Origin of the sequence: Sphingobium aquiterrae (assembly GCF_037154135.1) — a bacterium.
Taxonomy (GTDB): domain Bacteria; phylum Pseudomonadota; class Alphaproteobacteria; order Sphingomonadales; family Sphingomonadaceae; genus Sphingobium; species Sphingobium aquiterrae.
In genome coordinates this window covers 1-26,664 of record NZ_JBANFL010000032.1, presented here as the reverse complement: position 1 = coordinate 26,664, position 26,664 = coordinate 1, and the positions used below count along the sequence as shown (strand labels likewise).

General features: G+C 60.9%; 19 protein-coding genes and 4 pseudogenes. 8 read left to right on the top strand and 15 right to left on the bottom strand.

The genetic code is table 11. The features are described 5' to 3' along the window. On the bottom strand, positions 1-1,542 hold the full coding sequence (locus WFP78_RS22200; protein WP_336966636.1) for an ISL3 family transposase: 1,542 nt from the start codon (positions 1,540-1,542) through the stop codon (positions 1-3). Positions 1,543-1,802: 260 nt separating this feature from the next. Between WFP78_RS22200 and istA the strand changes: the two genes are divergently transcribed. Together istA and WFP78_RS22190 are read left to right on the top strand one after the other, a co-directional pair. Further along, positions 1,803-3,053: an IS21 family transposase gene (istA, locus tag WFP78_RS22195; RefSeq protein ID WP_336966634.1), complete on the top strand. Its 1,251-nt coding sequence runs from the start codon at positions 1,803-1,805 to the stop codon at positions 3,051-3,053. Further along, positions 3,050-3,418, top strand: coding sequence for an ATP-binding protein (locus WFP78_RS22190; RefSeq protein ID WP_336966633.1), 369 nt, complete (start codon positions 3,050-3,052; stop codon positions 3,416-3,418). The genes istA and WFP78_RS22190 overlap by 4 nt, the downstream gene beginning before the upstream one ends. Before the next feature lie 16 nt (positions 3,419-3,434). On the opposite strand, the gene WFP78_RS22185 is transcribed toward WFP78_RS22190, so the two are convergent. Next, positions 3,435-5,504: a recombinase family protein gene (locus WFP78_RS22185; RefSeq protein WP_336966631.1), complete on the bottom strand. Its 2,070-nt coding sequence runs from the start codon at positions 5,502-5,504 to the stop codon at positions 3,435-3,437. Further along, positions 5,488-5,658 (bottom strand): hypothetical protein, encoded by a 171-nt coding sequence (locus tag WFP78_RS22180; protein ID WP_327195078.1) that lies wholly within the window; start codon positions 5,656-5,658, stop codon positions 5,488-5,490. The genes WFP78_RS22185 and WFP78_RS22180 overlap by 17 nt, the downstream gene beginning before the upstream one ends. Positions 5,659-5,973: 315 nt before the next feature. On the opposite strand from WFP78_RS22180, the pseudogene WFP78_RS22175 reads away from it, so the two are divergent. Further along, a pseudogene (locus tag WFP78_RS22175) lies at positions 5,974-6,498 on the top strand (ATP-binding protein); the annotation flags it as partial. A gap of 217 nt (positions 6,499-6,715) precedes the next feature. Here the strand turns inward: WFP78_RS22175 and WFP78_RS22170 are convergent. Beyond that, positions 6,716-7,153: pseudogene (locus WFP78_RS22170) on the bottom strand (IS110 family transposase); the annotation flags it as partial. On the opposite strand from WFP78_RS22170, the gene WFP78_RS22165 reads away from it, so the two are divergent. The 4 genes and pseudogenes from WFP78_RS22165 to WFP78_RS22150 all read left to right on the top strand — a co-directional run. Next, positions 7,046-7,897 (top strand): hypothetical protein, encoded by an 852-nt coding sequence (locus WFP78_RS22165; protein ID WP_336966651.1) that lies wholly within the window; start codon positions 7,046-7,048, stop codon positions 7,895-7,897. The pseudogene WFP78_RS22170 and the gene WFP78_RS22165 sit on opposite strands and share 108 nt — an antisense overlap. Before the next feature lie 190 nt (positions 7,898-8,087). Beyond that, a pseudogene (locus tag WFP78_RS22160) lies at positions 8,088-8,588 on the top strand (transposase); the annotation flags it as partial. Between the two features lie 35 nt (positions 8,589-8,623). Beyond that, positions 8,624-9,847, top strand: coding sequence for an IS256-like element ISSpwi2 family transposase (locus WFP78_RS22155; RefSeq protein ID WP_130754701.1), 1,224 nt, complete (start codon positions 8,624-8,626; stop codon positions 9,845-9,847). 40 nt (positions 9,848-9,887) lie between these two features. Beyond that, positions 9,888-10,622, top strand: a pseudogene (locus tag WFP78_RS22150) (IS256 family transposase); the annotation flags it as partial. Between the two features lie 453 nt (positions 10,623-11,075). Here the strand turns inward: WFP78_RS22150 and WFP78_RS22145 are convergent. The 11 genes from WFP78_RS22145 to WFP78_RS22095 form a co-directional block, all read right to left on the bottom strand. Next, on the bottom strand, positions 11,076-13,655 hold the full coding sequence (locus WFP78_RS22145) for a helix-turn-helix transcriptional regulator (RefSeq protein ID WP_336966648.1): 2,580 nt from the start codon (positions 13,653-13,655) through the stop codon (positions 11,076-11,078). A 95-nt stretch (positions 13,656-13,750) separates the two neighbouring features. Then, the gene (gene argE / locus WFP78_RS22140) at positions 13,751-14,950 is read right to left on the bottom strand and encodes an acetylornithine deacetylase (RefSeq protein ID WP_336966628.1); all 1,200 of its coding nucleotides are present in this window, start codon (positions 14,948-14,950) and stop codon (positions 13,751-13,753) included. Beyond that, positions 14,943-15,755 (bottom strand): alpha/beta fold hydrolase, encoded by an 813-nt coding sequence (locus tag WFP78_RS22135; RefSeq protein ID WP_336966627.1) that lies wholly within the window; start codon positions 15,753-15,755, stop codon positions 14,943-14,945. The genes argE and WFP78_RS22135 overlap by 8 nt, the downstream gene beginning before the upstream one ends. Before the next feature lie 2 nt (positions 15,756-15,757). After that, positions 15,758-16,753, bottom strand: coding sequence for a DUF1028 domain-containing protein (locus WFP78_RS22130; RefSeq protein ID WP_336966626.1), 996 nt, complete (start codon positions 16,751-16,753; stop codon positions 15,758-15,760). Beyond that, positions 16,684-17,160, bottom strand: coding sequence for a hypothetical protein (locus WFP78_RS22125; RefSeq protein ID WP_336966624.1), 477 nt, complete (start codon positions 17,158-17,160; stop codon positions 16,684-16,686). Before WFP78_RS22125 ends, WFP78_RS22130 begins: the two co-directional genes overlap by 70 nt. After that, positions 17,157-17,789, bottom strand: a complete 633-nt coding sequence (gene cofC / locus WFP78_RS22120) for a 2-phospho-L-lactate guanylyltransferase (RefSeq protein ID WP_336966622.1) — start codon at positions 17,787-17,789, stop codon at positions 17,157-17,159. Before cofC ends, WFP78_RS22125 begins: the two co-directional genes overlap by 4 nt. A gap of 8 nt (positions 17,790-17,797) precedes the next feature. Continuing rightward, a complete protein-coding gene (gene cofD / locus WFP78_RS22115; RefSeq protein ID WP_336966620.1) occupies positions 17,798-18,724 on the bottom strand; it encodes a 2-phospho-L-lactate transferase in 927 nt (308 codons plus the stop codon). A 3-nt stretch (positions 18,725-18,727) separates the two neighbouring features. After that, on the bottom strand, positions 18,728-19,486 hold the full coding sequence (gene cofE, locus WFP78_RS22110) for a coenzyme F420-0:L-glutamate ligase (protein ID WP_336966618.1): 759 nt from the start codon (positions 19,484-19,486) through the stop codon (positions 18,728-18,730). A gap of 5 nt (positions 19,487-19,491) precedes the next feature. Next, positions 19,492-21,795 (bottom strand): 5-amino-6-(D-ribitylamino)uracil--L-tyrosine 4-hydroxyphenyl transferase CofH, encoded by a 2,304-nt coding sequence (gene cofH / locus WFP78_RS22105; protein ID WP_336966616.1) that lies wholly within the window; start codon positions 21,793-21,795, stop codon positions 19,492-19,494. After that, positions 21,792-22,796 (bottom strand): LLM class flavin-dependent oxidoreductase, encoded by a 1,005-nt coding sequence (locus tag WFP78_RS22100; protein WP_336966615.1) that lies wholly within the window; start codon positions 22,794-22,796, stop codon positions 21,792-21,794. The genes cofH and WFP78_RS22100 overlap by 4 nt, the downstream gene beginning before the upstream one ends. A gap of 89 nt (positions 22,797-22,885) precedes the next feature. Continuing rightward, positions 22,886-23,899 (bottom strand): aromatic ring-hydroxylating dioxygenase subunit alpha, encoded by a 1,014-nt coding sequence (locus WFP78_RS22095; RefSeq protein ID WP_336966613.1) that lies wholly within the window; start codon positions 23,897-23,899, stop codon positions 22,886-22,888. Positions 23,900-24,080: 181 nt separating this feature from the next. On the opposite strand from WFP78_RS22095, the gene WFP78_RS22090 reads away from it, so the two are divergent. Next, complete coding sequence (locus tag WFP78_RS22090) at positions 24,081-26,639, top strand: helix-turn-helix transcriptional regulator (protein WP_336966611.1); 2,559 nt, start codon at positions 24,081-24,083, stop codon at positions 26,637-26,639. Positions 26,640-26,664: the final 25 nt, after the last annotated feature.

Below are 26,664 nucleotides of genomic sequence, written 5' to 3'. Positions count from 1 at the left end.
TCAGGCCATCACGCGAGCTCGCAGGAGATCCAAGCCCGCGCGGCCATACATCGACCGCTTGATGAGCTTGAGCTTGTTGATTTTCCCCTCGACTGGGCCTGTGCTCCATGGAAGGTCGATCGCGGCGCGGACAGCGTCTAAATCGCGCATGAGCCCGCGCGCGAAGGATGCGATGGGGCTCTCAAGTGCCGATGCCAACCATTCATCGAGTGTGTCGGCTTTGCGCCCGACCAGTAGGTCATGGAACTCGCGTCCGAGATCAGCAGCCTGCGCAATGGCCGGTGAGGCGGCGCGCAAAGCATCGATGAAGAGCATGTCGCTCGGGCGAACCGTGTCTTTGGCTGCGCCGAGTAGCCGAACGATCTGCCGCGTGCTGGGCGGTTTCCAGCGAGGCGATGACGATCGAGGAGCAGGGTCTTCAATCCCGTCGCGGATTCGGATTTTCACCCACTGACGGAATCCCTTCACGCTGCCGGAGTACCCGCGCTCGCAAACCTCCCGGTAAAGCTGCGTGGCATTACGGCAGCCATCCGCCCACCGCGAGCGGATGAAGCCGTCGAAGGCGTTCGCAGGATGCCGGGATGTCCGCTCCCATTGTCCCGGCTGGCGATCCGTGAGCCATTGTCGGATCGTTTTGCGATCTCGCCCGGTTTCCTGAGCAATAGCCGATATAGTCCAACCCTTTGCGCGCAGGGCCACAACCCTATCGAACATGGCTTGTCGACGTTGGCGACCGTGGTTTCGCTTTTGAACGGCGGCCGTAGGCATCCGTGGTCGTGTGGGACTGCCCTGTGGCCTGATCGGCGTCATGTCATGCGCGAGCGATCGCCCAACCTCGCGTACGAGCCTGTAGCGCTTTTCCACTGCGGCGAGCATTGCATCCGAGCAGTTGCGTAGCATGTGCCAGCGATCAGCGACCTGCCGCGCCAGTGGTGCCCCTTCGCGAGCGCCCTTGGCGTAACTGCCGCCGCGATCGCGCGCGATGATTTCGGCTCCGGGATTAGATTTCAACCAGGCGGCAAGCGTTCCACCTTCACGATCAGGTAGCAGGTCGACCACCTTGTTGGTTTCCAGATCGAGCAAAACCGTGCCGTAGCGATGACCCTTGCGCCACGCCCAGTCGTCGACGCCCAGAACCCGGGGCGATCCCTTCATCATCTGCCGGTTATCCCGGACCAAGCGGATCATCGTGTCTGCGCTGGTCGGCATGCCAATGCGATTGGCAAGCCGCGCGCCAGCTTCGCCTCCAAGAGCCAGGCCAACGGTGCGCTGGATTTCGCGTAGCCGTGCGGATCGTCTGGAGTGGCTGGTAGCAACTTCGTTAGCGCGCTCGACGAATATCCGTTGCCTGCAATTCCGATTGGAGCAGCGCAGGCGGCGTGCCATCATCAGCAGGGTTACGAACCTCCCCTGCCAGGGCAGGTCTGCGATGCGCCTTTCATATCGGCTATGCAGCCGTGCGGACGTTCGCCGACAAGTCGGGCAACGCGATGCCGTCGACCGGGAGCGGCACCGGATAACGATATTCTCTGGGCTGAGCATCACACGCTCCACAACCAACTGGCGAGGAACAAGCGGCAGGACTCGTCTGGACACGGCTCGGAAGCTCCCATTTACGGAGCAATCAAGAATCCCCCAGATTCATGGTTTGTTTCATCCGCTGCACCAAAAGTGCGGGAGAGCCCGGAACGGACATTTGAAAATTCCCCACTTCTTCTGATTGGGCCTTGTCCGGGGCGAGCCCCGGACAAGGGCCAAAGCAAAATATCGGGCATGATCCTCCTGACGGGAGGCGCGCTACGATGAAGAAGCTTGGAGATCTGATAATGATCCTGGATTTACATCGCCAAGGTCTGAAGGTGGCCGTTATCGCCCGCCAGGTCGGGATCGACCGCAAGACCGTCCGTAAATACATTGCGCAAGGCATCGAAGTGCCGACCTACGGACCCAGGCAGCCACGCGAGCGCTTGCTTGATCCTTGGATGGACTATCTGAGGTTCAGGCTTGATGCCTATCCGGGTTTGAGCGCGCGGCGCCTTTTGCGCGAGATTTGCGAGCGTGGTTACACCGGCGGCTACAGCACCGTCCGCGATACGGTGCGCGCATTGCGACCGGCAGGCGGCGGCAGCCCCTTCGCCGTACGCTTCGAGACGCCACCCGGGCAACAGGCACAGGTCGATTTTGCTCAGTTCCGGGTGCGATTTACCAGCGCGCCTGACAGCGTCCAGATCGTGTGGTTGTTCTCGATGGTGCTGGGCTTCTCCCGGCTGATCTGGGCGCGCTTCGCCCAGCGTCAAACGATGCAGACCGTATTGGCGTGCCACAGAGCCGCGTTCGAGGCGATCGGCGGCGTGCCGCGGGAAATCCTCTACGATCGTATGAAGACGGCCGTTCTGGGCGAGGATGAGGATGGTCGCGTCGTTTACAACCGGACGCTCGGCGAGTTCGCTCGTCATTATGGCTTTCTGCCAAAAGCCTGCCGCGCCTATCGGCCCGAAACCAAAGGCAAGGTCGAGCGGCCGTTCCGCTACATCCGTGAAGACTTCTTCCTGGGCGGCACGTTCCGCGATCTCGATGATCTCAACCTCCAGTTCGTAAACTGGCTTGGCAACGTCGCCAACCCGCGTGTTCACGCCTCCACCGGTCGTGTTGTCAACGAGGCGTTCGCCCAGGAGCAGCCGACACTGCAGCTCCTGCCTCTGATCCCGTTCGGCGCGGTTCTCAAGCTCGAACGCAGGATCAGTCATGAAGGCATGGTGAGCGTCGGCGGCAATTATTACTCGGTGCCCGACGCGACACGACGGCGCGTGGTCGAGGTTCACAGCCTGGCCGACGAAATCCATATCTTCGAAGATAATCGGCTGGTCGCACGACATCCCCTGCTCGAGGGACGGCGACAGCGCTCGCTTCTGGAAGGCCACCGGCGGCAATATCGGCCCAAAGAGGAAAACCCGGTCCCGCATGGCTTTACCGGCGAACTGGTCACGCGCCGCTCACTCGACTTCTACGCCGCCATCGGTCAGCAACTGGCGGCATCGGGAGCGACAGCATGAACTCGCTTCTTCCCGATCCGACAGTGTCGCTGCTTGATCGCATCAAGATCAGTATGGTCGGCCTCAAAATGCCGCGCGCCATCGAGGTCGTCGACACCTGCGTCTCCCGCCTCGATCGGGGCGAGATCACCGGGCTGGAGCTGGTCGAACAACTGCTGCTCGAGGAGTTGACGTTCCGCGAGGATCGGCGGATCCGGACCGCTTTGCGGATGGGCCGGCTTAATACTGTCAAAACCCTCACCGGATACGACTTCTCGTTCCAGCCCTCGCTCGACAAAGCCCGCATCCTGGCGCTGGCCGAACTGAACTTCGTTGCGCGCTGCGAGGTTGTTCACCTGCTGGGGCCGCCCGATCCCACGACATAATACCCACCTCGCTATGTTATTGAAAAGTCATCGTCCTCTGGTCACTTAATTTTGATAGTGGACGCCGCATGCCGCTTTCAGCGTGATGCTTGATGTCTGGACGCTCAATATCGTCCCGCCGGATCACCCAAGGCGCCCCCTTGCAGTACTGCTCAGCGGGCAGATGGCCGGCACGGATCATGCGCAACACGGCCATTGGCCGTACTCCCAGCATCTCGGCGGCTTCCTGCATTGTATGTTCGCCACGCGTGACGCGTTCGCCCGCTTTGTAGACCTCTATCCCATGCTGATTGCGGAAGCTGCAAATGCGTGATTGCGTCCAACCGTTCTGACGCCCCGTGACCTTCCCGAGCCGGTTCAGGAGCGATGCAATATCTCTGTCGGGCAGCTGTCGTGCCAGCGTCCGGATGAGCGGTTCGAGATCGGGGGGCGAACTCCAGCGATGATGACCCGCCTTATTCTTCCTGACAGCGAGCGCGGTATGATCGCCGCCCTGCCAATGCACCATCATCTTGATCTGGTCGTCATCAATTCGCACGACGATCTCACGCACCACGGCGCGAATGATGCGCTTACGTGTGACACTTGTTGCCTTGGGGTGATTCCACGCTTCGGAGAGATCGGCACCCATACGGAGGATCTCGAGCCGCTCGTTATCATCCGATGCCTCTGGCTTTCTGCTGTCGAGCGCATCCAGCTCGGCCTGGCGCTCACGTACCAAAGTCAGAGCGACATTCCAGCGGCGCTCAAGTTCACCCGCTACGAGCCGGTTGTCGGGATCGACGGCATCATACTGGCGCTGCGCATGGGCTGCCTCATAGCGAGCCTGTTCGAGCGCCAGCGTCACTTGGTGCCGCTTCTCGTTGACCTGTTGGTTCGATGCCTTGACCGCTGTAAGCGCCGCTTCGATACCGAGCGGCTGAAGACGTTCGAGAACCTCGGCGCCGATCGCCTGATCGACGCGCAACGAACCGAAACCGATGCATGGGTCGGTTCCATGGTTGATGAGAGCGCCGCGACAGTTGTAGCGACCAGTGTTGCCGTTGCTACCGGAATAGCAAACGTGAAGCTTACGCCCACAATGACCACAGCGCAGGAGTCCACCGAGCAGAAGCTCGCCTTTGCGCATTGCGCCGCGGGGCATCATGCCCTTGCTTGTGGCGTTATCGGCGATCAAACGCTGGTTCCTCTCGAAATCCGCCCAACTGAGGTAACCCTCATGATGGTCTGGGATCAAGACCTCCCAGTCGGCCCGCTCCCGCCTGAAACCGCGGACGATCCGCTTGCGCCCCTCTTCGATGGTGACACGGCTGCAAGTGCGGCCAAATGTATAAGCGCCGCCATAGATCGGGTTAGTGAGGATGTGGTGAACGGTATTGTAAACAGGCAGCTTCCAGACAATCGATCGTCCTGCCTCTCGTGTGTAGCAGATCGCTGGCAGCATGATCCCTTCGTTCCGGAGCGCGAGGTGAACCTGGCGAATGCTCTGCAGCTCGGAAAAGCGTTTGAAGACGAGTGCCAGAGCTTCGCGCACGCGTTGATCGGGATCCATCTCGATGCGATCATGCCGCGACTTCACATAGCCAACCGCGACCGTCAGGAAGAGCTCGCCGCGCCGTGCCTTAGCCTTGAGCGCCTCAAGTGAGCGGGCGCGCAGGATCGAGAGTTCGAGTTCGCTCATCGTTCCCTTCATGCCCAAAAGCATCCGGTCATTGGGATGACGCGGCTCATAGATGCCGTCCTCATCAATGATGATCGTACCGACGAGGCCGCAAAACTCGATCAGCGTGTGCCAATCGCGACCGTTGCGGGCGAGCCGCGACACCTCGATCGCCAGTACCGCGCCGACGCGACCTTCGCAGATAGCGGCCAGAAGCTTCTCGAAGCCAGGCCGGCTGACACCGGAGCCCGAGCGCCCGAGATCGTCATCGATAACGGTGACATCGCTCCAGCCAAGATCGCGGGCACGATCGGCCAAGCCATATTGGCGACGCCGGCTCTCCGGGTTGTTAGCGAGTTGGTCGGCTGTCGACTGGCGCACATAGACATATGCGCCGCGCGCAAAATGCTCAGGCAAAATCTTCATGGTCTGCCTCCTTCACTTGACTCGCTGCTTCCCTCAGCAGGGCCGAAATCAGCGGAAGGAGCCGTTCCTGCGCACCGACGGGAAAGGCTTTTACCGGCACCACGGGAGAGAACAGGTCTAGTTGTCGCGGCTTGCGCGGTTGCCTTTGCTGCATGGTCGTCTCCTCCACGACGCGAATCGTCGCGGAGCGATTTTAGGCAGTCATCGATCTCACGACGCAGATCGCGAAGGCACGCGAGCGAAAAACGTGGCATCTCCACTATCGCCATGGCCGACGCAGGTTCCTCGGTCATCCATACCGGCACCAGCGCCAGGCTGCCGTCAGGTTGGCGCCCGACATAAGCTGCCTCCCCGCAATAACGCTGCCTGCCAACGACAACGATCTTCTCGCTGAAGCGAGGGTGAAACGCATAGCAGACCTGCACCTCGCCACCGCTTCGCTGATATTGGGCATTATGAGCCCCGTTCGCCCGGAACCGGCAAGAGCCACCTTGCCAGCGCACTCGGTCTGGAAGCCGTCAAAGCCGGCAAAAGCGTCTCGTTCATCACGCTTGCGGACTTGATCGGTGCGCTTGCCAAGGCCGAACGGGAGGGCTCGCTGCGCGAGAGGATCCGCTTCTACTGCAGGCCATCTTTGCTGATCGTCGACGAGATCGGTTACCTCCCGGTCATACCCGGTGGTGGCAATCTGTTCTTCCAGCTGGTCAATGCGCGCTATGAAAAAGGGGCGATGATCCTCACCTCGAACCGAGGCTTTGCCGAATGGGGCGAAATCTTCGGCAGCCCCGTCGTCGCCACCGCGCTGCTCGATCGCCTGTTGCATCACGCCATCGTCATCCAGATCGATGGATCGAGCTATCGCCTCAGGCGACATGCAGACCTGCTGCCTGAGCATGTGCGCTCGACCGCCCGGATCACGCCGCCGGCGCCGACAGAAGCTCGTCGCCGCGGGCGACCGCCAAAAGATGGAGGTGTATCGATGCCCGGCTCCTGAACCTCAAACCGCAAAGTGGGGAATTTTACTTTGCCCGTTGCGGGGAAAATTACTGTGCCGTTGACACCAGCGACCTCACGACGCCGATATCGACGACCTGCTGCCATTCAACTTCGAAAGACCCGCCTGACCCGCCGACGTCGTTGCGGTGGCCTGGCTCGTCCAGCGTCAACTATGATGGCCGCACTGCCTCCGGAAGCAACGTGCTACGAAATGCGCGCTTACGATAAATCCGCCCATGCTTCAACATGAAACCACTGACCTGTTGGCGGTTCACGCGCTGAGCTTCGACTGCCGCAGTGCGCGTGCGAACCAGATCGCGCATCGCTTCATGGCCCTCGTCTGGGACCCATACTGGCGTAAGTTCTCCCGCGCGAAGCAGCTTTGCCAGACCCACCGCGTCTCGCCTGTTGGTCTTTATCCTGTCGCCCGGCTTTCTGGGGATCAATGATGGCGCCACGACTTCGCATGGATGGCCCATAGATCTGATGAGGCGATAAAGGCCGTAACCGGTAGGCCCCGCCTCGTAACAAAAATGGGCGCCGCCATGCTTGTCTACAATCCGCTGTATGACGCGCCGCATCGAGTCAGGCGACGCGTCAACTTCGCCCAGATATCGAACTTCACCTCCTCGCTCGTTATCCGCGATCGCGATCGCATTGCGCGATTTCGCAACATCGATTCCGATGAAAACGTCTGTATGGTTCTCCACGGCTCGTCCTCCTGCGTTGAGGATCGGCTCGGACGGTCCGAGCAACCCTCGGAACCACAGTGTAGGGCGAGCCACCCTCCATGCCGAGCGAGGACATACGGTCTAACCGCCAACTCGGCGACACGCTGGACAAGCATCCTCGTCTCTGCCTGGTATGGCCATGTCAACGGCAAGACGCTCGAGATCACATCCGACATCGCCTTATGGTACAGGCCGGGCACCCCGGTCTTGCCGGTCCGCTGGGTTCTGGTTCGCGACCCTGACGGAAAGCGCGACCCACAGGCATTCTTCAGTACCAACATCACCCTCGAGCCCGCCGACATTATCGCCCTCTACGTCCGCCGATGGCAGATCGAGGTCACCTTTGCCGAAACCCGAGCTCACCTGGGTGTCGAGACACAGCGCCAGTGGACCGACAAAGCCATAGCGCGAACCACACCGGCGCTGCTGGGTCTCTACACTCTTATATCGCTATGGGCCTGCGATCTGCTGACCAATAAAAGCACCCCTTATTCCGCCGCATGGTATCGAAAAACCAGCCTGACCTTCAGTGACGCCATCGGTGCCGTTCGCCTCCAGCTCTGGGTCGGCGACATTAATCAACACTCCCCGCCGGACCGAGAACCGCACTATATTCCGACAACCCGCCTCGTACGTATGGCTCAAGCACTATGCTTCGCTACCTAATCGTACAAAGTCGAGCTTAGAGCCTGCTTCGAAAGTCGACCTACGGCGACTTTCGAAGCAGGCTCTTAAGCGTCAAATAAATCCGACTAGATCGTGTCCCACGAGGTGGTGTAGGTGGGGTCTGAGGTGGTCACCGTGATTTTCGGATAGGTTTGGGTTGCGAAGCTCGAACCTGACGGAAGGAACCACGATGACCGACCCTATGATGCACTTGCGTTTGCTGGTGGAGAAGACCCCGGACGCTGATATTTTGCGCGACATGATCGCGTTTGCGGCCGAGCGGTTGATGGAGATGGAAGTCGGCAACTTGACCGGCGCTGGCTACGGCGAGAAGTCGTCTACCCGGCTTGTCCAGCGCAATGGCCATCGTGAGCGCGACTGGCAGACACGCGCCGGAACAGTAGAGTTGCGCATCCCCAAGCTCCGCAAGGGCAGTTACTTCCCCGGTTTTCTGGAGCCACGCCGGATGGCCGAGCGGGCGCTGACCGCAGTGATCCAGGAAGCCTACATCCAGGGGATATCGACCCGCTCGGTCGACGATCTGGTCAAGGCACTGGGTATGGATGGCATCTCCAAAAGCCAGGTCAGCCGACTATGCGAAGAACTCGACGAGCGCGTCCACGCCTTCCTGGATCGCCCGATCGAGGGCGACTGGCCGTATCTCTGGAGGGAGTGTCATGATTTCCGTGTGTGGGCGGGCATAATGGGTAAAAAGGGAGTCCCACTATGTCTCGACGCAAAGAGCCTGCTATACCGAATGAGCTTCTCGATCAGCTTTTGGCGGGCGGCGCTGCCAGCGCCGCCTTCGAGCAGGGCGGTCTGCTCGATTCGCTGAAGAAGGCGCTGACAGAGCGTGCCCTGAATGCGGAGATGGATCACCACCTCGCTGGCGAAGACGGCGCCGGCAACATGCGCAACGGCTACGGTCGGAAGACGGTGATGACCGACACTGGCAAGTTGGCGATCGACGTGCCGCGCGACCGCCAGTCGAGCTTCGACCCACAGTTGATCGCCAAGTATCAACGCCGCTTTCCTGGCTTCGACGACAAGATCGTGTCGATGTACGCGCGCGGCATGAGCACCCGCGAGATCACCAGGCATCTGCACGATCTTTACGGCATCGACGTCTCACCCGATCTGATCAGCACGGTGACCGACGCCGTGCTCGATGAGGTCGCCACTTGGCAGCAGCGGCCGCTCGATCCGGTTTACCCGCTGGTCTTCTTCGACGCGATCCGGGTCAAGATCCGCGACGAGGGCATGGTGCGCAACAAGGCGATCCACATTGCGCTGGGCGTCCGCGCCGACGGCGCAAAGGAGGTGCTCGGCCTGTGGCTCGAGCAGAACGAGGGAGCCAAGTTCTGGCTGCGGGTAATGAACGAGCTTCGCAACCGTGGCGTCGAAGACATCCTGCTGGCCGTCGTTGACGGCCTGAAGGGCTTTCCCGATGCGATCACCGCAGTGTTCCCTGAGGCGATCGTCCAGACCTGCATCGTTCACCTGCTGCGCAACTCGATGGACTTCGTCTCCTGGAAGGACCGCAAGAACCTCGCCAGCGCGCTTAAGGAGATTTACCGTGCCACCGACGCGGATGCCGCCGAAAAGGCGCTGACGGCATTTGAGGCCGGCCCTTGGGGGCAGCGCTATCCCGCCATCGGTCAGAGCTGGCGGCGCGCCTGGGGCGAGGTGATCCCGTTTTTTGCGTTCCCCGACGAGGTCCGCCGGATCATCTACACCACGAACGCGATCGAAGCTTTGAACTCGAAGCTCAGGCGGGCTGTCAGGGCCAGGGGACACTTCCCCAGCGACGAGGCCGCCACCAAGCTGCTCTATCTCATCTTGAATCGGTCGGAGAAAGAGTGGAAGATGCCACCACGTGAGTGGACCATGGCGAAGGCACAATTTGCCGTGATCTTCGGCGAACGTTTCATCAGAGCCATGGCCGCCTGATGATCAACCGCCCGCCCGCACACGGAAATCATGACACTCCCATCTCTGGATCGATGCAACCTATGTGAAGGTCCGCCAGAACGGGCGGATCGTCTCGGTTGCAGTGATCGTCGCGGTGGGTGTGAACAGCGACGGTCGCCGCGAAGTTCTCGGCATGGACATCGGCCCTTCGGAAGCAGAACCCTTCTGGACAGCCTTCCTGCGCAAGCTGACGCGCCGGGGTCTGCGCGGCGTGAAGCTGGTCATCTCCGACGCACACGAAGGCATCAAGGCGGCCGTCTCCAAGCTGCTGTGTGCTACCTGGCAGCGCTGCCGCGTCCACTTCATGCGCAATGCCTTGGCCCATGCCGGCAAGAGTGGCAGGCGCGTCGTCTCCGCGTTTATCGCCACCGCCTTCGCCCAGGAAACGCCCGAAGCTGCAAGCCAGCAATGGCGTTCCGTGGCCGATCAGGTGCGACCCAAACTGCCCAAGCTGGCAACCTTGATGGACGATGCCGAACCCGATGTGCTAGCCTACATGACCTTCCCCAGGGAGCATCGCGCCAAGCTGCACAGCACGAATCCCATCGAGCGGCTCAATGGCGAGATCAAGCGCAGGACCGAGGTGGTCGGCATCTTCCCGAACGAAGCCGCGATCACCCGCCTCGTTGGCGCCATTCTCATGGAACAGTCCGACGAATGGGCCGTCCAGCGCGCACGCTACATGACACTTGAAACAATGGCACCGCTCAGCGACAATCCCATCATCATGCTGTCGGCAGTGCCGGGCACATGATCGGCTCAAACTGACGCCGGAAAGAGCGGGGATCGACCCCAGCTACACCACCTCCTGGGACACGATCTATGGCGTGGCTGGTCCCGCCTTATGGACATGAAACTTGGAATTGATCTCGCCGGGCGCACTTGTGGGTAATTGAAAGGTTCCGTCGGCGCTTACACCTCACCGCCATTGCCTACAATCTCAAGCGCACCATGAATATCCTCGCAGCCCAGGCATAACAGGGCCACCGGTCATGGCCTCAGAGGCCGCAACGCAGCGCGATCAAAGCTGAAGACAGAAAAATAAATGCATTTCAGTCTCCTACAACCACCCGCACACAGGTCTCATAACTCGCTGGAAATAGCAATTTGATCCGACCCAGATTTTGCGGGTTTCCGGTCTGAGTGCTAATAAAACAGGGAGCGACGTGGAAAAGCATACCGTCAACATTCTAGGTCTGATGGATGGTTATATGCTCAAGATTCCTGCGGTAATTTCGCTCCTCTTTGATATTCCAAGCTTACGATAGCCTTGCTTCCGGTACGATGCGACGGTGCTGGGCGTTATATTCAATAGCCGGGCAATCTCTTTGGCGCAGAAGCCGTCTGCGAGCATGCTCAGTGTTTGTGATTCACGCTCTGTCAAAATACTATTCTTTTGCTCCAACGGGTTTTGGCTTATATTCAACCATGGGCCACGTATTGGCCAGACATCGCCGAGAGTGAATTCAGCGAGTCGATGCAATCGCTTGAACCAACGCGACCGAGATCGCATCTTATCTGGCCCTACCGCTGCGACAATGAGTTGCCTAGCCGATTGGATGTAACCCAATTGCGCCTTTGCCAATCCGGCCAAAGCGTAGCCCAAGGTCAGGTTGTTGCCATGCCCTCGATAGGACAAGGCACGATTAAGCGGTTCGAGAATCGCCAAGGCCTCCCCCCCATCTCCTGCGGCAAGCGCCTGCCAAGCCTGTGCCAGTCGCGCCAATTCGACGAGGTGGGGATCAGTCGGTGCGGAAATGATATTCGGTTCGAGTGTGCCGAACAGATCTGACGCCTGTTCCAGCGCACCATATTCGAGACAAAGAAATATCTTGCGGATCGTCAATTCCGCAGTGATGCGCTGCCATCCTTCTCGCTGTGCCAGGGCTATACCGCGATCCAGATGCGAGAGGCCGGCAGCAAGATCGCACTGCGCAGCGATCATTTCAGAAGTACAAAGATAGAAGCACAGAGAATTAGGCGGCCAGCTATCATATCCTGCCAGTATACGGCCTTCAATGGCTGTGATTTCGGAAAGGCTCAACAACTCATCATCGTGCTCCCACCCAACGAGCATGTTCACATTCTGGATCATGCTCTGGTGACGCTGCAAATCGATGCCGTTCAGCCGCCTTCCTGCCACATGCTCAGCCTGTTGCAGAGATGCAGCGGCCCTCGACAAGGCGCCAATACGAAAGCTCGCAAGGGCGCTGAAGACCAAGGCATAAACCTGGGCGTAGAACAACCCGCTCTCCTCTGCGCCCTCCGCCGCTGCCTGCAGCCAGCGAAGGGATTTTTCATAGTCGCCAACATCGTAGTAGGCATAAGCGCGGAAATGAGTGTTGAGCACGAGTTGCACCCTGTGATCAACGCTCGGTTCATCCGCCATTTGTCGACGCAGCCGATCCACAAGATCGGGCGTAATCATGCGGTTCTGGTAATGAGCTACCAGCAAATCCAGCACTACATATTCGGACTGTGCGACCCCCGAGGGTGTGCCAGAAAGAAGTTCTTGCCTGAGCCCGGCTACGGTGCTCCAAGCCTCGGCGATTCGCCCACTTTGCAGTTGTGCATAGGCCGCAGCGACTCTGAGTTGCACATCCGACGGAGCGGCATTAACAAGGTGGCAGAGACGATCGAGCGTACCAGATCCTATCTGCAATGCCGTGTTCCATCCGCCGGCCCTGCGTAGCAGTTCGGCTGAATATTTGGTGTCACCAGCCTCGACCGCATGGAAGACAGCCTGTGCCAGGTCACCCCTCAGTTCAAACCGCTTCGCGATCCGCCGATGAATTTCGGCACTGCCCAATGCCGTTGATCGGCGGGCAAGGTGACGGATCAGTTCGTGAACCCGATAGGCCCCATCTTCTCCACCTTCTCCAAAAACTTCAAGCAAGCCATAGTGACCATGCAGCCGTTCGAGCAAGGGAATGGCATCTGTAAAACCGAGCACTTCCTGGATAATGGCGGGCGAAAGCTGCGAAATTTTCATCGCAAGATCCAGTACCTCCCGTTCCCTGCTGTCCAATTCACAGTATATCTCTTCAAGGAAATAATAATCGGCATCCTCAAGGCATACATGACCCAGCGCGAAATCGAGCATCGCACTTGGCCAGCGGCGAGCAACATTATGGAGCAGGCGCACCAGCGCGGGCCAGCCTTTGAGCCGATACCGCAACGCATCCACCGCATCGGCGGAAATGGCGCGCGGAAGCAGAGCTTGAAGCTCGACGGAAGAGTAAGCCAGATCGGCCCATCCGCGTATTTCCAGCCGACCGGCCAGTCCGGACTGACAAAATGCGTCACATAATGGTTTCCGACTAGTCGCCACAATTTGCAGTCCCGGCGCTGAACGCAATAGGAATTGACTAAGTACGGCCACAATCGATGGCGCAACATGGTGAATATCGTCGAGGAAGATCACCGTGCGGCCCTGCGAAGTGGAAAATCCGGTGGCCGGACCACTTATTTCTCGATCATCCGAGGGTCCGAATAAATTATACAGCGCGGCATGCAGGCAGACAAGGACATGCTCCGCGTTACAATTCGTTTCGCGAAACGACAGCCAGGCTACGTTCGCGCCCTGCGCTTTGAGATATGCCCACCATTGGCGAACCAATGTTGTCTTGCCGAATCCGGCCGGTGCTTCGATCAGTAACAGCGGAGAAGAGGGGAAGCCGCCGGGCCCGCCGAACTTTAGCGCCCTGTCGATTTCTTCGACGAGAGGGGGTGGGGGAACCAGCTTGCTGCACAACAGGCAATTCTGTTCCGAACAGACAGAATGCATTACCGACAACGCTGTGCTCCTTCCCAAGATATGAACGAACACCTCTCCTCAACTCTCTTCAGAGTTCCAAAAGGTTATCATGAATGCATAGATGATCAACCATGTCCCGCATCAAGCGTCGTTTCCTCCTGCCCGCTCAACGCCACAACCACCGCGTCGAGAAACAACTCGCATGCGGCCAGTTGCGAAAGCGCCACGAATTCATTGGCCTTATGCGCCTCGTCTATGGAACCCGGACCGATCACGACCGCTGACATGCCCGCTCGCTGAAACTGACCGGCTTCGGTGCCATAGGATACGGCACAGGCGTCGTTACTGAAATCAGCCAGAAGCGCTCGCACAAATGTCTCGGCCGCGCCTTCCGACTCGGGAGCAAGTGCCGGGACATTGGCAAGAACGCGCGTGCCTATCGTTACGCCAGAGTGAGAGCGTGCGGCAGGCCCCGCTACCGCCTGCTGAAGTGCGTCCATCCGCCCGAGCACCGTATCGCCATCGGCATCGGGAATACCCCGCACGTCCCAGTCGAACCACGCCTGCCCAGCCAGAATATTGACAGCGGTTCCCCCGCCGATCCGGTTGACCGAGATGGTGGCCCGATCGGGAAGGAAGCGGTCGTCGCGATGCGTGTCAGCCAAGTCGGCCTCCATATCCTTCATCCCGGCAATCATGCGTCCGGCCAGATCAATCGCGCTCACGCCGTGATGCGCCATGCTCGAATGCGCTTCTACGCCGCTGATCTCCGTGCGGGCGACGGTCACGCTCTTGTGCGCGTTCACGATCCGCATGCTGGTTGGCTCGCCTATGAGCGCGATTGCAGGAGGGATGGGCAGATTTGTCAGCCAGTCGATCAGATACGGCGCACCAAGACAGCCAACCTCTTCGTCATAGCTGATTGCCAGGTGGATGGGGCGCTCCAGCGGCGCCTCGCGATGCCGTTCAAGCGCGGCGATCGCACAGGCGATAAAGCCCTTCATGTCTGTCGTGCCCCGCCCATAGAGCCGTTCGCCGTCGCAGCGCATGGTGAAAGGGTCGCTGTCCCATGTTTGGCCTTCGACCGGTACGACGTCGCTGTGCCCCGACAGCACTACACCGCCTGGACGATCAGGGCCAATCATCGCCCACAGATTGGCCTTTTTCCCGTCAGCAGAAGGCAGGATGCGATGCACGATCCCGAGGCTGCCGAGCCTCGCGGCCACATAGTCGATCAACGCCATATTGCTGCGTGAGGATACCGTGTCGAAGGCAATCAGGTGGCCCAGCAGTTCCACCGTTTCGGTGGAAGGAAGTTCAGGCATCGTTCGCCTCCGCATATGTGCAATGCTTACAGAGCAGGGCAGTTACCATTTCAGGCACCTCCATCATCGGCAGATGGCCGATACCGTCAAGCCCGACGAACCGCCCGCGAATGGCGTTTGCCATCGTCGCGCCCGCTTCAGGCGGACAGGTCGCGTCTTCGCTGCCATTAACGATCAACGCGGGAGCACGACATCGCATAGCCTGCGCCGTCACGTCGGTCGCAAAGGCGCCACGGATGATTGCTATGATAAGCTCAGCATCGCGGCCGCTGGCGATCGAGATCGCTTTGTTCACCAGTTCCCGCGTCCGCGACGCCTTGCCGAATGCGGTCGGCAGAAGCATCTGAATCAAACCATCGCCGCCCTGCTCGGTGGCAGTGAGGGCCAGCGACGCAATCGCCTCGTCAGGGAGGTGCAGCGTAAGTGCGCCCCCAAAAGACGCGATCGACACGATACGCTGGGGCACATCCGCGTCGAGCAAGATGCCGACTGGCCCCCCGATCGAGCCTCCGGCAACATGCACGCGCGGCACCCGGAGGTGGTCAAGCACGGCGAGCACGTCCGCGGCATAGTCCGCAGCGCGAAACGGCCCGTCCTTCCCGGAAGCGCCATGCCCCCGCAAATCGGGCACAATAACCGGCCGTATCAGCGAGAGCGCGGCCGCCACGCGGTGCCACACCCCGCCCCCGGTATTGACGGGGTGCACAAGAATGAGCGGGGTCGCCCCTGTTCCGGGCCAGCCGTACAGGTTCACCGCCAGTCGCCCTGTCGACCCCGCAACGATTTCATGCAGAACATCTGCCACCGTCAACGGCCTGCCGCTAGGAGAGTGGCGGCAGCTTCAGGTGGCAAGAAGCCGACCTTACCCAACCCTGATATGAAGGTCGCCAACTTGGGTTGCCGCGCAAACAGCGCGGGCGCTCTGGCCGCTGCTTCCTCCATCCGCCCGAAACGCGCGAGCAGAACGGCTTCCCACAAGCTGGCTTCCTGTAGCGCCTCGCCCCCCGCGAGCCTGCTTTCCCGCAATGCCGCCAGCGCAAGATCGAGATCGGCGGGTTTCGTTTCCGCGACCGGCGTGAACAACGGCCCCTCATCGAAAAGGATGCCGCCGATGTTACGATAGGCGCGCCGCAGCGCCGCGAGGCGTCGCAATTCCACCAAAGGCGTATCGTGATCGTCAACCCGCTCGTCGTGGAGTATTGCGTGCCAAGGCTGAGGGGTGCGATCCGTTCCGACGATCAAAAGCCCCGCTGATTGCCTGCCGCGTGCGTCGCCGCCCGCTGCCTCCGCCGCATCCAGCGCTGCGAGCAGGCGACCGGCGAAATCGTCGCCACTGCCTTGATAGGCAGCCAGCATCGCATCGGGGATGCCGGGTGCCGCAAGCATATTGCCCTGCGCGGCCGCTCCATCCCTGAGGCGATGTTCAGCGAACACGACACAGCGCTTCCCGGTAAAGCTGGCCACTTGTCCCGACGCATCGACAATGCCGACCTGCCGTACGTCCCGGCCAGGATCGAGACGCAGCAGCGCATCGAGGACCAGAGGGGCGGACAATCCAGCGCGCAGCATGTCCATTCCCAACGCACCATATTGGCGTGAGGCGAAGGCCTGCGTGGCGATCGCCCCCACGCCGGCCTCCGCAAAGCTCGCCACACTGGCTGCCGCAAAGAAGTGCGACTGGACCGCAACCCCGAAACAGCCCGTTTCCGGGTCGCGCGCGACGATGGAATAGGTCACGCCGGATCGAACCTCTTTTCGACATCGGTTCGTTCGGGCGAACAATGGAAATGCCACATCCGCCATTCCGAGTTGCCATTGCCGTCGTCGCGACGATAGCATTCGGTGATGCGGAACGGCAGCGTGACAAGGTCCCCCTCGCCACCCATATCGCCCATGCCGCCGGTGATCATCTTCATCACGCAATCGGCCTCAAGCGTCAGCCAGCCGATGTCGGCGGTCGCAACGATCGACTTGTTACGAATATTGGCGAGTTCGAGAATCTCAAACGCGGCCTTCATGTGGGCGGGTTCCCACAGCTTCTCCATCTCGGAAACACCGTCATAGCGATAGCCATTGAGATTATAGTCGAAGAAGCGCTCGCCAGCGAACACGCCAGGCAGCAAATGACTCTTCAAATCGATATTGGCTTCGAACCAGATATCGTGCAGCCGTTGGATTTCAGCCGTAGCTTCGGCAACCGGATCGGTCATATGCAGTCTTTCCTATAAAGTGGTCGATGAAGAGTGCCGCGCGGGTGAAGGCGTAGAAACCTGCCTAAAAAGGGGGGTGCCAAGTCAGCGGGCGTATCGAGGTCGCAAGCAAGGCCGGGACGGTAGATTTCCACAAGGCGCGCACCGATCCGGCGGCTCTCGGCACGATGCCGGAACAGGCTGGCTTCGCCATGGCTATATGCAATCAGCCCGGGCGGACGCAGCAGCAGCGCGTTCGTACCCGTCCCGTACCGGTCAGCCGCGATGACCACATCGGCGTCGGTCGCCAGCATCGCCCGCAGATCACCCTGACCGAGCCATGGCAGATCGGCACTCAGGGTGAGCAGAGCGGTCGCGCCTCGCGAGCGGGCATGGCAGGACGCCATGGCAAGCGCCGCGTTCAGCCCCTCTCCTTCGTCCGACAGACACTCGACTCCGTGGCTTCGCGCCAATTCATGCAGGTCAGGCGATGCGCTGACCAGCAGGCAACGGACGGAGCAAACGACCTGCGTTGCGACGGTCAGCGCATGGTCCGCCATCGCCCGACACAGCCATGCGCGCGCCGCAGGGGTTAGCATCCCGGCGAGCCGGGTCTTTCCACTCTCGGGCGGTTTGGCGGCAATGGCCAACCACAAACTCATAGCAGCCGCCGCGCAAAGTCGACGACTTCGCGCGCCACCTGCTCACGCGCCACTGCATCGGCCATCACGATATTGGTCGCGTGGACCTCCACATCCGGCACGTTCCGATCCGCGTCCAGCCGGTCGATCACGATGCCGTCGATCAGCCCGTCATAAAGCGCCGCTATGCCACGTGGAGAAACGGATATGTCGAAATCCGCCATCATGCGCGCCAGCGGTCCCTTGATGGCGGCACCGGCGACAATGGGAGACACGGCCACGATTGGCACGCCACGGCGCTTCATCGCCGCCCGAACACCGGGCAGCGCGAGGATCGGAGCGATGCTGAGATAGGGATTGGACGGGCAGAGAATGATCGCCTCCAGCGCGGGCGACGCAAGTGCTCGGCTCAGGGCCGGACTCGGCGTCGCCTGCTCGACACCGGCATAGGATAGGCCGCGCACGCGTGGCGCGCACCTGCGGCGGACGAAATAATCATGGAAAGCCAGCGTCCCCTCGTCGGTTTCCAGAACCGTCCGCACCGGATCGTCTGTCATAGGAAACAGCGCGTGTCGGACGCCCAGCGCGTGCGCAAGGTCGCGCGTGATAGCGGTCAGGGTGTCGCCAGCGTGCAGCCGCCGCGTTCGTTCCGCCTTGGTCGCCAGATCTCGATCGCCCAGCCGGAACCAGTCCGGCCCGCCCAGCCGCTCCACGGCGGCCATGAATTCCCAGCTTTCGTCCGCCAGACCCCAGGCGGTGACGGGGTTGGCAATTCCCGCCAATGTGTACATCACCGTATCAACATCGGGGGAAACGAGGAGGCCGAAATGTTCGCTGTCATCGCCAGTATTGACCGCGATCGCCAGCGCATCCGGCGGCAATATCCGCGCGAGTCCGTCCGCCAGCTTCGCACCACCGACTCCGCCTGCCAGCGCCAATATCATGGCTCAGCCGAACAGATCGAGTGCGGGAGGTCGAATGAGATCGGCAGCACTGCCGTTCATCGCCACCGGCGCCAGGCCACGGATCAACACTGCGGGCACCCCCTCGTCGGATTGCCCCATGACGAGGGAAGCTGCGGCGGCCACCTCATCGGCATAGCCCAGTTCGCTGCTCTGGAGCGGGCGACCGTTGAGGTCCAGTCGTCCGCGCAGGTCCAGCAGCCCAGCCATGCCGCTGATGCCGATCGCAGTACCAATCGTGCCATTGCGCCATGCCCGTCCAATACTGTCGATCACCAGCACAGCAATACGCTGCCCCGTGCTCATCGACAGCGCCTCCCTGATTCTGCGGGCCGATCCATCGGGGTCGAGCGGAAGCAGGAGCACCTGATCCTGATCCAGCGCCACGTTCGAATGATCGATCCCGGCATTGGCGAGGACGAACCCCAGGCGATGGCGCACGATGATGAGGTTGGGCCGCACGCGCACCACCGACTCCGCCTCTGACAGGATTAATTCGACCAGCCGGGGGTCCTTGCCGCTTTCCGCCGCCAGCGCCCGGGCATTGGACGATGGCGTAACGTCGGCCAGCGCGACCATCTGCCCCTCTGCCTTGGAAACGATCTTCTGCGCCAGCACGATCACATCGCCCGTGGTCAACTCCAGCGCGGATGCCGCAAGGCTGTCGAGGAGCATCGCCGGCAGATCATCGCCAGTCCTGACGATCGGAATACCATGCAGCGCGATGATGGACAGGGCGTTCATGGCGATCAGGAAGCCACCGGTTCTTCTTCCGCCGGAAATGCGCCATACAGTGTCGTCCGGCGTCGCGGCACGCGACCGACGGACCCGATCAGCCGTTCCATCGCATCGGGCGTCATTTCCTGACCAAAGCTGGCGCCTGCCGCGCGCGAGATGCTCTCGTCCATCAGCGAGCCGCCCAGATCGTTGACGCCGGCAGTAAGGCAGGCCCGAATGCCAGCGTTGCCTAGCTTGACCCATGACGCCTGAATGTTGATGATGAGCGGATGAAGGACCAGACGGGCGATCGCATGCATCAGCAGAACCTCGCGAAACGTCGGTCCACGCCGCGACTGGCCCTTGAGGTACATCGGCGCTTCCATATGGACGAACGGCAGCGGCACGAACTCCGTGAAGCCGCCTGTCCTGGCCTGCACCGCGCGGATGCGCAGCAGGTGCCGTGCCCAGTGCAGCGGTTGTTCGATATGGCCGAACATGATAGTGGCGGTCGTGCGCAGACCGACCAGATGTGCGTCCTCGACCAGCGACAGCCACTCGTCCGTCGACAGCTTTCCCGGGCATAATCGGGCACGTACCCCGTCATCGAGGATTTCCGCCGCCGTCCCCGGCAGGCTGCCAAGTCCTGCCTTACGGAGCCGCGCGAGGAACACCGCCGGTGCCAGCCCGAGCGTCCGCGCGCCCTGCGTCACTTCCAGCGGCGAAAAAGCATGCACATGCATGTCCGGACAGGCCTGCTTCGCAGCCTCCACGATCGAGAGGTAGGTATTGCCATCGTAGGAAGGATGGATGCCGCCCTGCATGCAGACTTCGGTCGCGCCGCGCTGCCATGCTTCAGCCACGCGTCGGCCGATCTCTTCCAGGTCGAGCAGATAGGGCTTGCCGCGCAATGCCTGATGCCCCCGCCCTTTGGAAAAGGCGCAGAAGCGGCACGAATAGATGCAGATGTTGGTGTAGTTGATGTTGCGGTTGACCACATAGGTCACCTCATTGCCAACCGTCCGGCGGCGCAGCAGATCGGCGCGTTGGCAGATCCGTTCGACATCGCTGCCACGCGCGGAGAACAGGCGAACGATCATCGCCTCATCCGGCGCGTGCCCGGCTGACAGTGCATCGAGTGCGGCGGTGATCGCCTTGTCCTTGATGTCATCGACGAAAGCTATCTGCGGCACCGCCATCTCGCGACCCGGCGCCCATTTGGTATCGCGCAGCAGCCCTTCGGCATCGGACTGTTTCAGTACCGGGCCAATCATGCGTGCGTCCTGCCAGCGCACGACATCCGCCATATAGGGCGAATGGACAGGGAGCCGGGCGACCAGCCGCTTGCCTCCCGCCGCCGTGCGTGCGCGCAGCTCGGCAAGGTGCGGCCACGGCGCTTCGGGATTGACATGGTCTGGCGTCACCGGAGAAACGCCGCCCCAGTCGTTGATTCCCGCTGCAATCAGCATCGGATAGCTTTCGGGCGTCAGGTTGGGCGGCGCCTGGATCGTCATCGCCGGTCCGAACAACAATCTCGCCACGGCAATCGTCCAAAGCAAGTCGTCCAGCGTCGGCTCGGGAACCCCGGCCATCCGCGTTCCGGGCTTGGCGCGGAAATTCTGAATGATGATTTCCTGGATATGCCCATGTTCGCGATGGAGGTCGCGCAAAGCCAGCAGCGCGGCGATGCGATCCGTTCGTGTCTCGCCGATTCCAATCAGGATGCCCGAAGTGAAAGGGATGGACAATGTGCCTGCCAGCCGGATCGTCTCCAGCCGCCGTTCGGGCAGTTTGTCGGGAGAGCCGTAATGCGGCCCGACCCGCTCGGCCAGCGCTGGCGCCACCCCTTCGAGCATCAGGCCTTGGCTGACCGACACCCGGCGCAACATGGCGAGGTCTTCCGCTCCCATCACCCCGGCGTTGACGTGTGGTAGCAGACCGGTTTCCTCGGCGACCAGGCTGCACATCTCGGCCAGATAGGACAGGGTCGTCTCATGGCCCAGCCGCACCAGTTCGTCGCGCACGGAAAGGTAGCGCAGTTCCGGTTTGTCCCCGAGTGTGAAAAGTGCCTCCGCACATCCCGCTGCCGCGCCCGCACGCGCCACGGCCAGCACCTCGTCGCGCGTCATGAACGCCGCTTCTCCGCGCCGGGGCGGGTGCGCGAACGTGCAATAGCCACATGCGTCGCGGCAAAGCTGCGTGAGCGGGATGAAGACCTTGGGAGAATAGGTCTGGATGATGCCATGCCCCGAGTCCCGCAGCGCCGCCGCCCGCATCATCAGCGTTTCAAGCGTCTCTGTCTCGAACATCTGCGCGAGTGCCGCTGCCTCGGTCATTTTGCCAACGCGGGGAGGATGGAGCGAGCGCACAGATCGATCTGGGCCGAGATAGCTTCGTTGTCATGGGCAACGAGCACGAGCACGACCGATGTCGCGCCTGCTTCGTGCAGCGCTCTGATTTGTGCAACGCAATGGTCGGGCGTGCCCCAGACCCCCAGCCATTCGAGCCATTCGTCGGGCATTTCGCGTTCGATCACATCGGCCCCGCCACGTGCGATCATGTCGGCAAGCTGGTCGTTTATGCCGTAGCAGCCGGTTAGATCGGTGGGGCCCATGATCGCAAGGTAGAAGGCCAGCATCGGCTTGATCGCGGCGCGTGCCGTCGCGGCGTCCTCGTCAAGCGCGGCGAGCACATAGGTCGGCAACGTTAACGCTTCCGAGCGCCCAACTGCGTTGGCGGCCTCTGTCAGGCGCGCACGCGCTGCGGCCACATAGCGCGGCCCTGCCAACACCGAAATTACCAGGCCATCGCCGATCTCGCCGGTCAGGTCGATCGACTTCGGCCCGACGACAGCGGTCAGAACCTTCTGCTCAGGGGCTTTATGCGTCAGTGAGATGGCACCGAAGGTGAAATACTGCCCTTCGGTATCGAGGGTTTTTCCGGCCAGCAATGCCTTTATGCCTGTCACACATTCCCGCATGGAGGTGAGCGGCGATTTCGGCAGCACCCCCATCTGCCGCATCCACACAGAGGCACCATGGCCGATCGCTAGGTCGAAGCGACCAGGAAACGCCGTCGCGAGCGTCGCGGCTTCCATCGCTGTAGCGGCTGGATGGCGCGCGACCGAAGCAACCGCGCCCAGCCCGATCCGCAATTTCTGCGTCGCGGCGAGCGCGATCGCTGCGCTCGAGAAACCAGCCAGCATGAAATAGTCTTCGCTGACCCAGAATTCATCGAATCCGGCAGCTTCGACCGAAGCGGCGAGCGGCGCAATACTCGCAGCCGACGCAGTACCATGCAGGAGAACGCCTAGCCGGATATTCTTATGTTCGGTCATTTCAGTCCTCTAGGTAAGTGTCGGCGCGACGGGGCGTGCTGGCTCTTCAATGCGAGCTACCGCCTGTCCGGTTTAAAGGGAGGCGGGCGTTAGGCCGCCTCGGCCATCGCCTGGCGGGCAAGAGCCTGACGGATCGACATTGAAGCGGCATCACCCTGACTGAAGTTGCGAAGTTTTGCCCCAGTCAGCGAAATCCGAAGTTGCGATGCTTCAAGCACCGGCTTGTCCTCATACTCGAATGCCTGCCGATTGACCTGTTCGACCGCTTCGGTGAGGCCCGGCTGGCCAAGATGAAAGTCGCGCGCGAATGTCCAAAAATAGTGCGTCGTGGTCTCGGTTTCCGGAGTCAATAGATGCAGAAATGGGAGATTCCATCCTTCATCAACGGGCCTTCCCGCCGGAGTCACACAGAGTGAAAGATAGACATTGCCGCCCCCGGTCCAGCGCATGTGCGCATGCTGGTCGATCCGTTCCGACCGGTCCCAAGCCGCATGCCACACGGCTGGCGGTGGCACATTTGGAATATCATAGTGTAGCCGGATAGCCCCATCCTCGCGGACAACGCGATATTGCGCAACTTTGCTCGCGCCTGGTACGCCGACGCTGGTGGGATGCACATATTCGGCATGGGAGAGGTCGAACAGATTGTCGAGCATCAACAGATAGTCCGCCTCGACATGGGTGTATGATCCACCCTGCTCATATCCGGAACCCGGATCGAACTGCGGATAATGGGGCATCATCGCTTCATTGGCGGGCGCATCGCCGGGCCAGAACCAAACCAGGCCATAGCGCTCAATCACCGAAAAGCGACGCGTCCTGAGCGCCTCGGGCGGCCCGGGCACGTGTGGATTGAGCCGGCAGATACCATCGCCATCGAATTCCAGCGCATGATAGGCGCAGCGGATCCGCCCATCGCAGACAGTGCCCATTGAAAGCGGCACGGCCCGGTGGGGGCAAACGTCGAGCAACGCGGTCGCTGTGCCATCCGGCAGGCGAAACAACACGACAGGACTGCCCAGCAAAGTGCGCGCAACAGGCGCTTCTGCGGTCACTTCCTCGGCGCGGGCCGCGACATACCAGCAGTTACGGACGAAACTCATTGCACGCTCCAAACAGATGACTAGACCGAAGGCTCAGAAGACTGGATTGCACTCCCTATCGGTCCGCAGCGCCAGCCATCCAAAAGGGGGGGAAGGAGCCTTCCAACCTCCGCGCCGGCACTCCCAAAGCGTCGGCGCGCTACCTCAGGAGGACGTTCCATTGACCACTCGATCGTGTGTAGTGACACGCGCGCCGCTCATTCATCGTCTGGGGATGGAGCCGCGTGTCCGGATCACGCTTGTCGAAGCGCCACGCGGCTATGGCAAGACCCTGTTTCTTCAGGAATGGGAAGACACGATCCGCCGTCGGGGAATACGCACGGCGTTACTTCCGGGAACACGCCTGGCTGCCAGTGAACGCTCGCTGATCGAAATGGTGGCGCAGGCACTGTCCTTGCGCGGAGCGACCGAAGAAATCACCTCCTTCAGCGAACTGCTGGCCGCGATCTCGATATTCTCCCGGACATTGGTCTTTTTTATCGACGATATCGAAGAACTCGGGGGTGAGGTTTTGAGCAGGCTTACGGCCCTGATCGACAATGCGTCCGACAAGGTCCGGTTCGTCCTCGCTTTCGCCCCACCGTGCCCCATCCCGGTCGGGCGCCATGCCGCCGCTGGCGGGTTGACGCGCGTGACATCGGAAGACCTGCTGTTCGGCATAGAAGACGCGCGCCAGTTCCTGCCTGAGGATTGCACGGAAGAAGATGCCCTGGAATTGCATAGCCTTACAGGCGGATGGCCGCTTGCATTGTCCGTCCTTTCCGGCGCGGAAGATCAGGTGGAAAGCGGTATCGAGGTGCTGCGCGCAATGATCGGCCAGCTACTGGAACGTCAAAGCGCCGCGGTACGCGAACTGCTCATCACCATGTCCATCACACCGGCATTTTCGAACCAGCACGCCGCATTTCTGATGGAAAGAGCCGATGCGCATCTGTTGATCGGTGAGGCCCGGCGTAGCGGATTTCCGCTCATCTACGAGGCGCGCACAGATTCCTATCGCTTCCATGGCGTCGTGCGCGATTTCCTCCGGGATACGCTGCAACAGGACGACCGCATCGACGAGCGGCGCATGCATGTTCGCTCAGCTCACTGGCACATCATGCGCAATGAGCCGCTGGAGGCGCTGCGTCATGCCCTGCCGGCCGGTGACTATGCGCTGACAGACTCGGTTACGCGGCTGCAGGGCAATGACTGGCCGATGGGGCTGATCAAGGGGATGTCGGGCTTGAAAGAGCTGTCGGCATTGCCGCTGGCTTCGCTCACGCGCGCGCCTCGCCTATGGATCGCCGTCATTTATGGGCTGATCCAGAATGGCGAGCTGGCGGCAGCAGATGCCCAGATGCGGCTGTTGCGAGCCTCCAGCATTACCGCCGATCCGGTATTTTATGCTGAACGAGACGCCATGAGCATCCTCTTGCGCCATTATCGTGACGAACCGATCCTCGACAGCGAGGTCACGCCCCTGATCGAACGCTGTGAGACGATGCGGACCCCGCCCGTTACCACCACCCTGATCCAATATAATCTGCCCATGTTCGCCGCCGTGGACGCAGCCGATCTGGTCCGCGCCCAACATTTTGGGGAGGCCGCCTGTATGCGCTATCAGGAGCAAGGCGCCATATTGGCGGACGTCTACACGCGACTACGTCTTGGTCAGACCATGCTTCGACAGGGATACCCCGCGCAAGCGCTTGAACAGTATCGGCATGTCCATTCGGAAACGACCCAACATCTTCTTAATGCTCCGCATCACCTGATGGGCCGCCTGTTCATTGCAGAGGTGATGCAGCATCAGGGGAATTTCGCTAAGGCAGAGGCAATGTTCGACCATTCGCTCGCCGTCATCGATCGGATGGAGCCGTGGCCACCTCTGGTCGAAGCTTATTATCGTGTCCGCGCCCGTAGCACGCTTTGGCACGGGGAACGCGGCCGGGCCATCGCAATACTGGACGAAGGACGTGAGCGCGCCCATCATATCGGCGCACCTCGCGTGCTCCTGTCATTGGGACTGGCGCGCGCAGAAATAATTGGCACGATTGATATGATCGATCATGTCGATAGCACCCTTGCGGCTCTCAGCGACCAGCCCCAGGGCACGGCTGTCTTTGCCCCCTGGCTCTGGTTTCAGGGGCGGCTTGCCCGGGCCAGGCTAACCCTGCGTATCGATCCAACTGATAGCGCAGCCCAGCTGGTGCGGCTTGCCAGTGAAGCGCATGACCGGGGATTGACGCTACTAGCCCATTCAGCAAGCCTGCTGAGCGGGCTGGTTCATGTCGCCGTCAGACAATTGCCCCAGAACGCAATCGATGCCATTCTATCGGACCAGCGCGATGCCCTGTTGGCCGGGCTGGTGATGGAAGAGATATGGCTGAGCGGGGACGCCCTGCGCTCGCTTCCTGCTGGTGCAGAGACACTCGAACGGGTCCTCGGTCTGATCGGTCATCACCAGAAAAATGAATCAATCGCGAGAAACAGAGGCGTTGCTGCTGGGCCTGTTGCTGCTACTTTAAGCCCCCGCGAGCGCGATGTCCTTGATCTTATGTTGCTGGGCCTGTCTGGCAGCGAAATGGCATCTCGCCTCAATCTCAGCGAAAGCTCGATCAAAAGCTATCGCAATGCTCTATACCGCAAGTTCGGTGTTCGGCAGCGCTCAGCACTGATCGCCGCCGTACGCGAATTTGGTCTGAGTGCGCGGCGACATTTACGATGGCCAGGTGCCGACAATTATGATGGCCGGTAGGCTCGCTGATCTGGCCCGTTTGCAG

What these genes read in the sequence shown, in the direction of transcription:
- cofE (WP_336966618.1), bottom strand. Translation starts at nt 19,486, where the DNA reads ATGAACGCCCTGTCCATCATCGCGCTGCATGGTATTCCGATCGTCAGG.
- WFP78_RS22185 (WP_336966631.1), bottom strand. Translation starts at nt 5,504, where the DNA reads ATGAAGATTTTGCCTGAGCATTTTGCGCGCGGCGCATATGTCTATGTG.
- argE (WP_336966628.1), bottom strand. Translation starts at nt 14,950, where the DNA reads ATGCCTGAACTTCCTTCCACCGAAACGGTGGAACTGCTGGGCCACCTG.
- istA (WP_336966634.1), top strand. Translation starts at nt 1,803, where the DNA reads ATGAAGAAGCTTGGAGATCTGATAATGATCCTGGATTTACATCGCCAA.
- WFP78_RS22200 (WP_336966636.1), bottom strand. Translation starts at nt 1,542, where the DNA reads ATGCTCAGCCCAGAGAATATCGTTATCCGGTGCCGCTCCCGGTCGACG.
- WFP78_RS22190 (WP_336966633.1), top strand. Translation starts at nt 3,050, where the DNA reads ATGAACTCGCTTCTTCCCGATCCGACAGTGTCGCTGCTTGATCGCATC.
- cofH (WP_336966616.1), bottom strand. Translation starts at nt 21,795, where the DNA reads ATGACCGAGGCAGCGGCACTCGCGCAGATGTTCGAGACAGAGACGCTT.
- cofD (WP_336966620.1), bottom strand. Translation starts at nt 18,724, where the DNA reads ATGATATTGGCGCTGGCAGGCGGAGTCGGTGGTGCGAAGCTGGCGGAC.
- WFP78_RS22095 (WP_336966613.1), bottom strand. Translation starts at nt 23,899, where the DNA reads ATGAGTTTCGTCCGTAACTGCTGGTATGTCGCGGCCCGCGCCGAGGAA.
- WFP78_RS22155 (WP_130754701.1), top strand. Translation starts at nt 8,624, where the DNA reads ATGTCTCGACGCAAAGAGCCTGCTATACCGAATGAGCTTCTCGATCAG.
- WFP78_RS22165 (WP_336966651.1), top strand. Translation starts at nt 7,046, where the DNA reads ATGCTTGTCTACAATCCGCTGTATGACGCGCCGCATCGAGTCAGGCGA.
- WFP78_RS22145 (WP_336966648.1), bottom strand. Translation starts at nt 13,655, where the DNA reads ATGCATTCTGTCTGTTCGGAACAGAATTGCCTGTTGTGCAGCAAGCTG.
- WFP78_RS22100 (WP_336966615.1), bottom strand. Translation starts at nt 22,796, where the DNA reads ATGACCGAACATAAGAATATCCGGCTAGGCGTTCTCCTGCATGGTACT.
- WFP78_RS22130 (WP_336966626.1), bottom strand. Translation starts at nt 16,753, where the DNA reads ATGGCGGATGTGGCATTTCCATTGTTCGCCCGAACGAACCGATGTCGA.
- WFP78_RS22180 (WP_327195078.1), bottom strand. Translation starts at nt 5,658, where the DNA reads ATGCAGCAAAGGCAACCGCGCAAGCCGCGACAACTAGACCTGTTCTCT.
- WFP78_RS22125 (WP_336966624.1), bottom strand. Translation starts at nt 17,160, where the DNA reads ATGACCGATCCGGTTGCCGAAGCTACGGCTGAAATCCAACGGCTGCAC.